Below are 14,601 nucleotides of genomic sequence, written 5' to 3'. Positions count from 1 at the left end.
TGCCTATTCACTCTTTACCGTTTAAGCAATACCCCTGTTACACTACACGTTACCAATTTACAAAATCACGCTAATGGAAGCATTAAAACAGATTGCCAATGTGGCTGGCTATAGTGGCCTTTACCGAATTTTAAAACCGGGTCGGGCCGGCGTTATCGTTGAATCATTAGACGACAAAAAAGCAAAAACCATGATGGGGCCAACGGCCCGTGTGTCGGTATTGAATGATATTTCCATCTATGTCGATGATGATAGCGATGAGAAATCCGTGTCACTCGGCGATGTATTGCTTACCGTCCGGGAGAAATACAACGACAAACTTCCTACCGACACCAAAGGATCGAATGAGGAAATGGCTGACTTTATGGCATCGGTTGTCCCTACTTACGACCGTGACCGCGTTCGAACAGCCGACATCAAGAAATTGATTAGCTGGTACACCATCCTGAGTCAGCATGCACCCGAAGTATTTGAGGTAGCCACTGAGGAACCCGTAGAATCAGAAGAAATAGAGGCTACCGAACCCCCGGTTGCCGAAGAAAATAAGGAATCGAAAACAGAAAAGGCCTGAATTGGGTTAACTAACAAACCGATTCTTCCTCTTACCGTTCTTCATTTTCAGTAAAAAGAGAAAGCCGCGATGACCTTTGGTTTCGCGGCTTTTTAGTATTTATCGGCAGTTGGCCGGATGATTGGTTAACTGGTTTGTTGGTCATTGACCAACGCAAAACGTTTTAAACGGATTAACTCATCAACTTTTCACCCAATCGGAGGCCCCGCTACATCAGTCGACGATACTCAGTTTCACCGTATTAGTCCGGCGGGATTGGCTGAGGGGTACGCTGAGCGTGTTGACGAAAATGTCGCCATCATCCAACCGCCCCTGACTAACAAGAATGTCTTTGATGCCTTCCACCGTTTGATCAACACTCAGACTCAAATCCTGCTCATACGGAATGACCTGAATACCCCAGTACAAACCAAGCGTATTCCGAAGTTGGGCATCATTGGAGAACACCAGCAAATCGCCTTTTGGGCGGTGGTGCGAAATCCGTTCGGCCGTATAGCCAGAGTTAGTGATGCCGATAATAGCGCGGGCTTGAGTATCGCGGGCGAGTCGGCAGGCACTCATCACCACGTTGTCGTTCAGGACATTTTCGGTGGGGTGCTCATTCACATAAGCGTGGTAGCGGAAGTAAATCTTATCGGTCGATTTTTCTACCTGCAGGATGGTGTTGGCCATGCTTTCAACGGCCAGGATTGGGTATTTGCCCGACGCGGTTTCGGCACTGAGCATCACGGCATCGGCCCCATCCATAACGGAGTTGGCAATGTCGTTGATTTCGGCGCGGGTTGGCCGGGGCGCGTCAATCATGCTTTCGAGCATTTGCGTTGCCACAATAACCGGTTTAGCGGCTTTATTGCACTTCTCAACCAGCATCTTCTGAATCATCGGCACCTCTTCGGCGGGTAACTCAACGCCCAGGTCACCACGAGCCACCATCAGGCCGTCGGTAGCGGCAATAATTTCGTCGATATTGGCAATTGCTTCGGGCTTCTCGATTTTCGCAATAACCCTGCTCGTCTTGCCTTTCGACTTAATATATTCTTTTATCTCGATAATTTCGGATGCTTCGCGTACAAACGAGAGGGCAATCCACTCAGCATTATGCTCAAGACCAAATTCGAGGTCGGCCCAGTCTTTTTCGGTTACGGCGGGCATAGACACCTTCGTATTAGGCAGATTTACCCCCTTTTTGGACTTCATCAGACCACCGTAAACGACCTCAGTTACTACATCGGTACCCTCTTTACGCAGTACTTTAACTTCCAGTTTGCCATCGTCCATCAGGATACGCTCGCCCGGATGCACATCCCGATACATATTTTTGTAGGGTGTACTAACCCGTTCGGCGGTGCCGACAATATCATCATTGGTAAAGACCAGTTCCTGGCCAGGCACAATTGTAACACCATCCTTGTTTTCGACGTTGCCAATTCGAATTTTAGGTCCCTGCAAATCCTGTAATACGCAGAGGTTCAAGTGGTATTCCTCATTTATTTCCCGAATGCGCGTTAGCCGCATCAGGTGATCTTCATGGGTACCGTGCGAAAAATTCAGCCGGAACACATTTACGCCCGCTCTGGCTAGCGCCAGTAATTGTTCTTTCGTGTCGGAAGCCGGACCAATGGTGGCAACAATCTTGGTTTTCTTAGACATAGGATGGGAAAATTGGGCAAAATTGGCCAGAAGCCGGTGCAAAATTAACCGGATGGGCTAATAAACGATGGTATTAGCGGAAATTTTACGGGAAGTGTACCAGATTACCAGAGCGTTTCAACAAGGTCACGGTACAATACAATGTTGTGTTCCGCGATACTACGGCTAATCCATCGGTCAGTGCCATTACCAGAACTATACGGTCCAGGGGGTCACGGTGTTCCTTGTGAAAGGGTAATAAGTCGTAAGATGTTTTTCTGACATGGACAGCCAAAGAAAACCAGATTCGTGAGCTGCCGTTAACAAGCGTTGGCTAGCCAACGATAAAAGGCTTGTACCGGCGCTAATCTCGCTACTCACTTCGCAAACTCTTCACCGGGTTCATCAGGGCGGCTTTCACGCTCTGGAAACTTACCGTCAAGAGCGCAATGCCCACCGCCAGCAAGCCCGCTCCGGCAAACATCCACCACTCGATGTCAATTTTGTAGGCGAAGTCTTTCAGCCACTGACTCATAGCGTACCAGGCTATCGGCGATGCGATGAGGATGGCCAACAGTACCAGTTTCAGGAAATCTTTGGAGAGTAGGGCCACAATACTCGTTACACTGGAACCCAGCACTTTGCGAACGCCAATTTCCTTGGTACGACTCTCGGCAGTAAAGATGGCTAAACCAAACAGACCCAGACAGGAAATGAAAATAGTCAGTCCGCTAAACAGCCCCAGTACTTGACCCGTTTGCTGCTCGGCCCGGTACACAGCGTTGAAATCGTCGGTCAAAAATGAATACGCAAACGGTACATCGACGCCAAATGCATGCCACTGATTGCCAATCGTTTTCAGCAGGTTCGCTACGTCGCCCGTCTTCACGTTCACCAGGATAGTACCATTGTTATCCCCCAGCGTCATCATGAGCGGGGTGATGCGCTCGTGTAACGATCTGAAGTGAAAATCCCTCACGATGCCAATGACGCGGTATGTTTCTTTGCTGCCATCGTTGCTGGGTCTCGTAACGATGTGGCCAATGGCATTGTTGCCCCAACCAAGTTGTTTGGCCGCCGTTTCGTTGAGGATGATGCCCGACGAATCGGTGCTGAAAGCCGGGAAAAAATTACGTCCGGCAGCCATTGTCATGCCCAGCGTCGGAATATATCGGTCATCAACATCGTACCGGATACCTTTCACATACTGCCCGGCCTTGTTGTCACCGTAAACGAGGAAGTTATTATTGTAGGAAGGTCCGGCGGGGACGTAGCCCGAAACGCTCGCATTTATTACCCGAGAATCCTGCAAAAGCTGTTGGCGAAACAATGTTTCGTTTTTGCCCAGCCGCCCCGTTTCGTGCAGCACCAGCACCCGCTCTTTAGTGTAACCGAGTTTTGTGTTTCGGATAAAGGTCAGCTGCTGCGAAACAATCACCGTACCAACAATGAGTATGAACGACAAACAAAACTGGATTACTACCAGCGCACTACGAAGCGACACCCGTTGCCGCCCCGCCCCCCGGAATGCCGTACCACCTTTCAGTACGGCAATCGGTTTAAACGACGACAGGAAAAAGGCCGGATAGCTCCCCGCCAGAATGCCTACTACCAACCCAAACAGCACCAAACCCGGCAATAGCACCGGCATAGCCAAAAAATTAAAGGTCAGGCTATTACCCGTTATGCTATTGAAGGCAGGCAGGACCAGCAACACCAGACCAATGCCCAGCAACAGAGCAATAGCCGTTAGCAACAGCGACTCGACCAGAAACTGCCAAACCAACGCGCTTCGTACCGACCCCATCACTTTACGAATGCCAACTTCGCCCGCTCGTTTGGCGGCCCCCGCCGTGCTGAGGTTCATGAAGTTGAAGGCAGCAATCAGGAGCATGAACAGGGCAATGGCACCAAACCCGTACACGTACCGGATATCGCCCGACGGACTTAGGTCGTAGGCGAAATCGGAATGCAGGTGAATGTCGGTCAGGGGTTGCAGTTTCAGGCCCAGGTCGTTGCCAGCTTCGCGGAATTTAACGAAAGACATACCGAACGCCTGCTGAACCTCCGGCCCCATGTACTTCTCTACTGCCTGCGGGAGTTTGGCTTCCAGTTGTTTGTAGTCGTACCCTTCCGGCAACACGAGATAGGTGAAAAATTCTGACTGCATCCAGGAAGTCGCTTTAGCTTCATTCACCCCCGCCATAGCTACCAGAAAATCGTAGCGAAAGTGTGAATTGTCCGGAAAATCCGCCATAACACCCGTTACTTGCAGCACCTGTTTGCTACCTTTTGGGGCCAGCGTTTTGCCGATAGGGTTGGTATCACCAAAATACTTACGGGCCATCTTTCCGGCAATCACCACTGTGTTAGGCCTGAGCAGGGCCGTTTTGGGGTTCCCGTTCACCAGTGGGAAGCTGAATACCTCAAAAAAATTAGCATCGGCGAAGGCAACGGCATTCTCCCGAACCAGGTCATTTCCTTTCGTCAGCAGGAGTTCGCCCGCATGCCGCAGCCGGGTAGCTTCGAGCACTTCCGGATAGTCGAGCAGCAGGCTTTGGGCGGTTGGCGGCATCACGTGAGCCTCGTTGATTTTGTTGCCATTCATGTTGGCCCGGAACGTAACGCGCACAATACGGTCCGCTTTTTTATGAAACCGGTCGTAACTCAGCTCATGGTACACATACAAACTGATGAGCAGGCATGTAGCTATGCCCAGCGCCAGCCCGGTAATATTAATGAACGAGAAGACCTTGTTACGAAGCAGATTTCTCCACGCAATTTTGATGTAGTTCCTCAACATAGTTGTATCGTTTTGGGGTTAGAACGCGGGGGCGGAGCAGTAACCAGGCCCCGGTCGTTATTCTGATCTCAATGAGTTAACTGGGTTCATCAGCGCAGCTTTTATGCTCTGAAAACTTACCGTCAAGAGCGCAATACCCACCGCCAGTAAGCCTGCTCCGGCAAACATCCACCACTCGATAGCGACTTTGTAGGCAAAGCCTTGTAGCCACCGATTCATGGCGTACCAGGCTAGGGGGCTGGCAACGATAATGGCGATGAACACCAGCTTAATGAAATCTTTCGATAACAGGGTCACGATACTGCCGACCGAAGCGCCCAGCACTTTCCGAACACCAATCTCTTTAGTGCGCTGCTCAACGTTGAAGGAAACCAGGCCAAACAGCCCCAGGCAGGAAATCAGGATGGCGATGATAGTGAAGTAGCGCACGATAGCCGACATTTGACTTTCGGCCAGGTAGTTCTTCTGAAAATCGTCGTCCAGAAAAGTATACTCAAACGGTTCGCCGGGATTAAGCTTTTGCCAAATGACTTCGATGGCCTGAATCGTCGGTTGGATGGCTCCGGCTTTGGCATGGGCCACCACATAATTATAATTCGGGCTGTCGTTTAGCGTAAAGGCATAGGGCGTGATGGGTACGTGCAGGTCTTCGAAATGAAAATCGTTGACGACCCCGACAATGGTGAACTCAGCGCGCTCCTCTCCCCGGTTTGTGAAGGTTTTTTTGCCGATAGCCTCCTTTGCTGCCCGATACCCCATGGCTTTCACCGCCTGCTCGTTCACGATGATGCGCTGATTGCTATCGGCAGGGAAGGCGCGCGAAAATAGCCGACCGGCAACGGCTTTAATGGATAAGGTTGTCAGGTAATCCATATCAATCCGGTTCGTGCGCGTCCGGATTGCCTCGGCGGAATTTTGCCCTTCGCCGTAGTAATTACCGTCTTCCGGGTTGAAAATTCCCGGATAATAAGCAGCAGCTCCTACCGACTGTATGTAAGTTGATTGAGTCAACGCGTTTTTCAGGGCGTAATAACTGGCTTTGGCCGTTGTACTGCGCAGCGGAATGACCAGTTGCTGATCTTTGGAAAAACCCATGTCGACCGAGCGCAGGTAACTCATCTGCCTGCCAATAACAACAGCCGCAATGATGAGTACAACCGATAGTGTAAACTGCACCACAACCAGCCCTTTGCGCAACGTGACAACTGCCAGAGAATTTTTCACTTTACCCTTTAGCACCAGAACAGGTCGAAACGATGACAGGAAAAAGGCCGGGTAGCTACCCGCAAACAGACCCGCTACCAGACTTAACCCGAAGAAAGCACCAAACATCGTCAGGTTTTGAGCGGGAGAAAACTGCATTGTTTTGCCGGATACCTGCTCGAATAACGGAATCAGCATAAAAAGAAGGCCGACAGCGAGAACGAAAGCAAAACAACTAAACAGCACCGATTCGCTCAGAAACTGCCGGATAAGCGCACTTTGCTGCGCACCCAGTACTTTCCGCACACCTACCTCGCCCGCCCGCCTGACCGACCGCGCCGTACTGAGGTTCATAAAATTGATACAGGCAATCAATAACGTAAATAAGGCAATAGACGCCAGAATGTAGAGATAGGTCAGGCTGCCATTGGGCGTTACGTTTTGCGGTAGATCGGTATGCAGGTGAATATCTTTCACAGCTGTCATAAACTGTTTCTTGTCGAAAGAGGCTGCCTGTAAGTCCTTCCGCATGTATTTTTCGATGAAGGCGGGGAACTTGGCTTCCAGCTTTTCAGGATCGGTGCCGGGTATTAGTTTCAGGTAGGTGAAAAACAAATTGTTCCCCGCCATACCAGTCTGGCTTTTCACATACTGATTCAACGCCCCCCCGGCAAACGAGATAAAAAATTTGCCATCGATGTGCGATGGCACAATACCGGGCCGAAACACGCCCGTAACGGAATAATTACCCGTACCGTTCGTATTGCTTTCCACATGAACGACTTTGTTGATGGCCGATTGATTACCGAATAATTTTTGCGCAACTGGCTCCGACAGAACAATGGAGTTAGGGCTATTCAGGGCTTGTTTTGCGTTTCCTTCGATGAAGTCGTAGTGGAATAACGAGAAGAAAACAGCGTCTGCCAGGTAGCCATTTGTTTCGTAAAAAACCGTTTGTTTGCTAGCTCCCTGGTCCGTACGAAGCAGCGTTTTATCGTCGACAAAAAGGCTAACTAAGCGGGTCGTACTACTTATTTCCGGGTATTCCAGTTTCAGGGCGTCGGCAAGCGGATAGGGCGAACCTGCCGTTTTTGTTTCGCCGTCGGGTTTCACGAATATAGTCCCCATCTGGTAGAGTTGGTCAACGTCTTTGTGCTGGGTATCGTAGCTGAGTTCGTGGTAGATATACAGGCAAATGAGCATGCAACAGGAAAGCCCGGCTGCCAGTCCAACAATGTTGATGAACGAGAAAACCTTGTTATTGATAAGATTCCGAAAGGCGATTTTCAGATAATTGGTCAGCATGGCTCCTGAGGGTCCGAGAAGTATGCTTAGGCAAACAACCAAAGTCATGCCAGCAAAGTAAATCACTACCTGTCAGTTACTTACCTTCGTTTACACCATTGTTTATGTCCGAAATCGTACAGGTAAGTACGCATTCGGACAGTTGCCCTAAGCATTCATGTAATTGGCCCAGGGGATTACCCCTTATCGAAATTCTGGCGTCTTGATGTCAATTCTAAATTTTGCAACCAGCAGTGCATAGTGTGGCACGCAATTGGCAATGCGTTGATGCTGGTAACCAGCACTTACATCAGCAACCATTTCGACAGCAGCGTGACAATGCTGCCTACACTTGCATCCGTCACCTTTCAACCGCCGATTTCTTTTGTCTGAACCATACTCAACCCCAGACCAACAGTGTTGATAATGAATAGAGTTTGTCCCGGATTGCCCTGTCTGCACATCCCCGACTTGGTGATCATTGGTGTAGGGATCAAATCTTATACACCCTGCAACTAACAAATTATCAGAAATTATTTAGCGGGGGAGATTACAAATGCTGTGTCTACTTCGACTCTGTAGAGAATCCCCCCTGTTGTTACTAATAAACTATTTTAAAAAACACCTACTCATGCATCTCACGAAATTACTCACCGGGTTTCTATTGCTGTCTATTCTTAGCAGTTGCGAAAAAGATATCATCCCCTCCGATGGGCTGATGACTGGAATTGATCGGGGACTGCGCGCCACCGCCTGTTCGGAGTTCGCTTATGCTGACTCCATTTTTTACCTTAATAATAAGTCAACGAAATACATCGTAAAGCCTACGACAACTTTAGCAGGCGCTTATGGGGCTAAGCCTTACGGGCTAGTCATCGACCCGGCCACAGGTGCTATCAACATCAGTGCAAGTGAGACAGGGTTGACATACACCGTTTTTTACGTTAAAGCTGGTACAACCGACACCTGCACGCGCAACATAACAATTGCCGGGATCGACTTTGCCAATTCGTTATACGATCTGAGTCAAAACGATACGCTGGCTATTCCTACCTTTAAGGGGGTTGCACCAGCTATGGTTGGTACTAACAATTTAAGTTTCGACGTAGTAAATGGGATGACAAACAGTACGACTTTACAAAGTCAGGGCATCTCAATCAATCCTCGAACGGGTTCCGTTAATTTAAAGAAAACATTAAGTAGTGGTGTATTGGGAGTTAAACCAGCGAATGGAGCCTCGGCCACCGTTCGGCTATATTACAAAATTAATGATGCCAGTCAGGGCGCGCTCAACCACATTGATCTTCGCTTTACCTATTACAGCAAGGTAAGCGACGTACCAGCCAGTTTGCTGAAAAAAGTAGGCGTGACAACTACCCAATCGAGTGCCGGTGCACGGTCGGCTGCGGACGGAGGAGGAGCAAAACCTCGTCCGCCAGAGATTGTAATTGTAGGTTAATGAGATACACTGGGGTATAGTCCTGCGAGTTTTCTTCTATATTTGAAAACTTGTACCGCTATGAAGAGAAAGTTTACCCTTTTTTTTGCACTTACTTTTAATTTAATAACATTCAATGCGTTAGCTCAGGAAGCGTATAACCATAAAAAGGATTCTGGTATATATAAAGAGGCCTTATCATTGTTTAATAAGCCAAACCCAAGCCCGCATACGGATAGTTTGGCACTGCATAAATTTTTACAGGTTATTAAAGTTGTTAAGGCAGAAAAAAGAAACGCACCTATTATTTGCAACAGTTACGAAAAAGCCGGGGTCATAAAACAAACCTACGGTTTTCACCGGCAGGCAATAGCCTTCTATCAGAAGGCTATTGCCTGCCGTTCGGCGTATAATCTTCCTGACTCACTCCACTTCAAACCTTACCTCTACTGTGGGTCTGCCTGCTTCTCTCTGAGTCTCTTCGACTCTTCGTTATATTATCTTAAAAAAGCAGAAGGCATCTTACTTAAATTCCCAGCTCAGGAAGGGTCTCAAAGTTTGTATAATTCGTTTGGCGCGTTATATTATGAATCCGGAAACTATCCGCAGAGTATCAATTATTTTCGAAAAGCAGTTCACTTAAATCTAAAAAATAATCAACCTGGAGAAAAAACGTTAGCGTATAGTTATAAAAGTAATATTGCATCAGCACTTCGCCGAATGGGGGATTATAATTCAGCCGTCTCCATGTACAAAAGCCTCATCCCACTCACTGTAAATATTAATGAAGTATTTATCAATTTAGGAGCAATTTACCTGGAGAAAAATCTGCCGGATAGTGCATTTTATTACTTATCAAAAGTGAGTGATGTAGAAGGTAACAACCGTATCATTCTGGAGAATACACTCGGAAATGTTTATCTACAAAAAAATCAATTTAGAGAGGCTATTTCTCACTTAAATAAAGCACTTAATTACTATAAGATAGATCAGCAACCAAGTAGCCCACCCCGAAAAAATAAACACATTGGCATAACCTACAAACTACTGGCCGACATAGCCTGTCGACAGAATAAACTACCAACGGCGTTAGGTTATTATCAGCAATCAATCATTCAACTGGATTATGCTTTTAATGATCCAGTAGTTTATCATAATCCTGCTACGGCTACGGGTGGATTTCGTAACTACGCTTTATTTGAAAGTTTAGCTGCAAAAGCAAATTGCATGAAGAAGTTGTATGTAGCAAAACCTACAGATCAGCATCGGGAAATTACTAATAGTACTTATCAGGCCGCATTAAGATTAGCTGACTATATTGAAAAATCATTCGATATGGAAGATGCTCAACTTTTTATCGTTCAAAAAATATTTCCGGTTTACCAGGAAGCCGTTACGTTTATGATCGGTTCGTTTGAGCAAACAAAACAAGAATCGTATCTGGAAGAAGCTTTTTTGTTAGCCGAAAAAAGTAAGGCCATTGCCCTTTACATTAATCTAAAAGAAAATGAAATAAAACTGTCGGCAAATATTCCAGATTCCTTGCTGAAGAAAGAGCGGGATCTTAAGTTTAATCTGTCACGTCTGCTGATAAAAATTGAGAAGTCGGTTGACTATCAACAACTGTCCACGCTAACGGCAGCAATGGAAGAGAATGAGCTGGCCTTATCCCGGCTGGCCAATAAACTCCTCGATTATCCTGACTACCGCCGTAAAAAATTTAGTTTCGATCGTATCGACATACCTTATCTGCGAAAAAATTTACTCAGACAAAACAGGGCTATCCTCTCCTATTTTCAGACCGGCGACGTAGTGTATTGTTTTGTATTGACTCAGTATGGAATTCATTATTATACATCACCCAGAGACAAGGCTTACCGCATAGCTCTGCATACCCTTAACGCCCAATTACGCGATCTGACGCCCGGTCTACCCTATCAGGGATATGACAACGCCCGCTTTCTGTACAATAGATTGATTGGCCCGGCCGAGCGTGAGTTACGGGCGGTATCTTCGCTTATTATTATTCCTCATAATGAGCTTAGCCTGCTTTCCTTCGACATTTTAATGGACAATAATAAAGCGTATCTGCTCGAAAAATTTGATATAACGTACCAATACGCAGCTTCTTTTTTGCAGGATGAAGAGAAAGGTTCAATTAATTTTGACCGCATGTTAGCCATGGCTCCTTTTGATTTGATCGGGAAAACTGACAATCCCGAATTTACTTTTTTACCAGCTTCAGATACGGAAATAAGTGGTCTGGACGGCATAAAGCTAAGGTCTGGGGAAGCCACTAAGGCGAATTTTTTGAAATACGCCAACACCGCTTCTGCTATTCATCTGGCAACGCACGCAGTACCCGACAATAATGACCCATCCCAGTCTTACATCGCATTTTACGCCAATACGAAGGCTGAGAGTAAATTATATGCCCATGAATTACGTAATGAGAAATTGTCTGGTGTGCAACTTATCTTTCTAAGCGCCTGCGAAACGGCTAGTGGTAAACTTATTAGTGGTGAGGGTGTGATGAGTTTATCAAGAGCTTTCTCCGCTGCGGGATGTACCAACGTTGTTACATCGCTCTGGAGAGCTGAAGACAACGCTACCGCTTTTATCAGCAGTCGATTTTATACGTATGTAAAACAAGGGAGCAATTTTCCTGAAGCCTTACGAAAAGCGAAACTCAACCTGTTGCACGAGGGACGGTATGCCCAGTTTCATTCACCCCAGTATTGGTCACACCTGGTGTTTGTTGGAATACCCGATGAGACAATGGTTATTCCACCCTACTGGCTCTGGATCTGCTATACAGTAGTAATCAGCATTATAGGAATTTTAGGATGGCGTTATAGAAATGGTTAATGAATAGCTGGAATGGATATCAAAACCTAATCAAGCTGGGGAGTAGCCACTGAGCAAGCTTATTATTTTGAAAAAATCCCTGCCCAGTAACCAGTCAGGGATTTTCAATGCGAAAAGTAAATGAGATCAAGCCTGATAACTAGTAAAAAGCACTAACTCCTGACTAATTTTTCGGTTAATCTCTTTAAGTAACCGGGCGTGCGTTACCAGCCTGCCTACTCGTGATGAAGTGCTACAATTGTCGGTGTACTGAGAGCCTTGCGGAGAATTGTTCATATCGGCCATCAGTATTTCAAGCACATGATTCATGTGTTGACGCAACTTGTTTAAGCTATGTACACGACCTGACTTGCCTACAGACGAAGTCCTTGTTAAATCTGCATACCTGCTGCTATTCCCGTCCCGTAAAATCGCACTGATTTTACTATGATAACAGTGGAATTCTTCGGTAGCCTGTACCCATTCTAAAATAGTCGTGTTAACTTCTGAAGTTGTCGTAACGTGTTTCGAAAGGCTATTTTTCATAGTACAGATTCTTAAAGTGTTAAGTAATTGGCGATACTCGTGTTATAAAGTCAAGGAATATATCGGGCCGATTCAAGTAGTATTCTATGGTTCATTCGCTCTACTGAAGCTGGCAACGTACATAAGTCGAAGTGACGTGTAAAAATGTAATCGGCAGGCAGCGAAAATTTATGAAATAGCACCGCCTACCCGTTTTACTTACCAGAGTCAGAACCTTCTTTTAAACGAAGTACGTTGAGCTTCACAAGATCGAGTTCCGTTACCGATTCACGGAACAAATGTTGTGGCGCGTCGTGAATAGACTTAAAAAGGGAATATGATTCATCTAACCTGCCTGCACCCAGATAGGCCAGAGCAAGGTAATAATCCGTTTCTTCATTGAAATAAACCACTTGCTGTTGCTTATTGACTGCCCGAAGTTCAGTAAACCGGGTGATAGCCTGCGCATATTTGTGTTGTTGCAAACAGGCTACTCCTGTCAGAAAATAGTCAATTGGGGCTTTAGCTGATAAGGTGCTAAACTGCCGGATAACGGATCCGTAGTTCCCCGATAGATACGCTGAACGCAGGGGAGACAAGTGGTCGGCTCTGCCACGCGTGGTAAGCAATTGATAGGAAATAAATTTATTGGTATAAACCTGGGTTTTGTCCAGGGCCGTGAACTGGTAGCTCCCGTACCCAAACAGGGCAATTAAAACGCTGGCTGCAATACGAAGCACCCATGAGTAATCCCGGCTAACGGGCATAGGTCGTACAACATCCTGGTCATAGTCCTGACCCGGGTCGGCTCTGATTTCATTTATGTATTGCTGATGAAGGCCCTTAACTTTAATTGTTAAGGCTCTGTACCGGATGGCATCACGAGAAATAACAATGCTGTCGAGTAGCTGTTGTAAATCAGCATCCTGCTGCAGGTCTTTCTCCAGTTGCGCTATCTGTTCGGGCACTAATTGATTGTCGATGTATTGGTCGAGGAATTCGAGGGTTTCCATGTTATTTTGATCGTTGTAAGGCTGATTTGACGCTGTTGCTGATGGTGGGTGATTGTTGAATAATGTCGGTTAGTTCCTTAAGACATTTGTATTTTCTGTTTCGAAGAACCTGCTCGTTTTCGTAACTGGTTTGTGTTAAAATTTCTTTCATAGATAAGTTTTCATAGTAAAAAAGTGTTAAAATCTGTTTACATTTTTCCCCCATCCGTTCAAAAAGTTCAGCGATAAGTACCTGAGCTTCCTTATAGATTAGCAAGTTTGACACATCTTCTTCTTCCTTTTCTCTATTCTCTTCAAAAAGACCATCTCGTTTAGAGTCACTAGTTCGTTTTCGCAATTCTGAAATCCAGAGGTTTCGGGTAAGGGTATATAAAAAAGAACGGACGCTGGCTTCATTTCTGTACCGCTGTGTTTGAACAATATCAATAAACACAACCAGCACCTCCTGAATAATATCTTCAGCATCCATCTCATTTCCACTGTTTGTTAGTACATAATTCTCTAACATACGGTAGTAACTCCGATAGATAAATCCAACAGCATTATCAATATTAGCCCCTGTTTTTAGAGCCGTGATTAATTCAGCATCGGAGAAATTTTTAACTGTCTGCACAATGATTAACGTTTGTAAGTCGAAGCAGAAGAATAAATTGTAACCTATAATTAATAAAAAAATGAAACAGCTAAGCAGACCGATGAAGGCATTGATAAACACCATCAATTCAAGGGTAGATATCTATTGGCAAGTCGCTTACTCGTTCAGTTTTCCACTTACCATACACAGCAACTGGTTAACCAGTTTAGCGTCCTTAATTTTCCGGTCAAAAGCTGTTAAGCTCTATTTCATTACCTGACTGATACCCCTACTACTTTTATTGACCCGGCGGGACACTAAGCCTATCCATAGCACAACAATCTCTTATAAAAATACCGTAGTCCGACACGGTAGTCCATCGCGGAACGATACCATAAAATCGTTATGGGAAGGACCGATGTGCTACCCATGAACTCCTGAAAATTGTTTGAAAATCTGTGGGTTTAGAAAAAGCATTTAATGAAACAGGAATTTTGTAGTGACCAAACCGCAAAATGTTTCCCTATCAAATGCCCAAGCACAAAACTAACCAGAAAGCTTCCAAAAAGTAATGGACGAGGAAAGCATCTGGGAGTATATTCACGTCAAACTGGTAAGTAAGTACGAAAAAAGGCAAGCCATAAAAATAGGCTTACGGACCATTCGGTTGGAAATAATGGATGTCAGTCCATCCCATCGATGATAGTTGGTCAT

At 46.0% G+C, this 14,601-nt stretch carries 8 protein-coding genes; 3 read left to right on the top strand and 5 right to left on the bottom strand.

Annotated features, from left to right (window positions below; all coding sequences use genetic code 11):
- Window positions 1-73 precede the first annotated feature (73 nt).
- Complete coding sequence (locus B156_RS0127500; RefSeq protein ID WP_018623026.1) at window positions 74-571, top strand: DUF5606 family protein; 498 nt, start codon at window positions 74-76, stop codon at window positions 569-571.
- A gap of 213 nt (window positions 572-784) precedes the next feature.
- On the opposite strand, the gene pyk is transcribed toward B156_RS0127500, so the two are convergent.
- From pyk to B156_RS0127485, 3 genes are all read right to left on the bottom strand, one after another.
- Entirely contained in the window at window positions 785-2,221 is a 1,437-nt protein-coding gene (gene pyk, locus B156_RS0127495; RefSeq protein ID WP_026261101.1) for a pyruvate kinase, read from the bottom strand.
- Window positions 2,222-2,573: 352 nt separating this feature from the next.
- Complete coding sequence (locus tag B156_RS0127490; RefSeq protein ID WP_018623024.1) at window positions 2,574-5,003, bottom strand: ABC transporter permease; 2,430 nt, start codon at window positions 5,001-5,003, stop codon at window positions 2,574-2,576.
- Window positions 5,004-5,060: 57 nt separating this feature from the next.
- A complete protein-coding gene (locus tag B156_RS0127485; RefSeq protein ID WP_018623023.1) occupies window positions 5,061-7,511 on the bottom strand; it encodes an ABC transporter permease in 2,451 nt (816 codons plus the stop codon).
- A 610-nt stretch (window positions 7,512-8,121) separates the two neighbouring features.
- Here B156_RS0127485 and B156_RS0127480 point away from each other — a divergent pair.
- Window positions 8,122-8,949: a hypothetical protein gene (locus B156_RS0127480; RefSeq protein WP_018623022.1), complete on the top strand. Its 828-nt coding sequence runs from the start codon at window positions 8,122-8,124 to the stop codon at window positions 8,947-8,949.
- A 60-nt stretch (window positions 8,950-9,009) separates the two neighbouring features.
- A complete protein-coding gene (locus B156_RS0127475; RefSeq protein ID WP_018623021.1) occupies window positions 9,010-11,796 on the top strand; it encodes a CHAT domain-containing protein in 2,787 nt (928 codons plus the stop codon).
- A gap of 719 nt (window positions 11,797-12,515) precedes the next feature.
- On the opposite strand, the gene B156_RS0127470 is transcribed toward B156_RS0127475, so the two are convergent.
- Window positions 12,516-13,313: a tetratricopeptide repeat protein gene (locus B156_RS0127470; protein WP_018623020.1), complete on the bottom strand. Its 798-nt coding sequence runs from the start codon at window positions 13,311-13,313 to the stop codon at window positions 12,516-12,518.
- 1 nt (window position 13,314) lies between these two features.
- Window positions 13,315-13,926: an RNA polymerase sigma factor gene (locus B156_RS0127465; protein ID WP_026261100.1), complete on the bottom strand. Its 612-nt coding sequence runs from the start codon at window positions 13,924-13,926 to the stop codon at window positions 13,315-13,317.
- Between the last annotated feature and the right edge of the window lie 675 nt (window positions 13,927-14,601).

Source organism: Spirosoma luteum DSM 19990, from assembly GCF_000374065.1.
Taxonomy (GTDB): domain Bacteria; phylum Bacteroidota; class Bacteroidia; order Cytophagales; family Spirosomataceae; genus Spirosoma; species Spirosoma luteum.
Note: the sequence above shows the minus strand (reverse complement) of the source record. Positions and strands in the feature narration are given on the sequence as shown.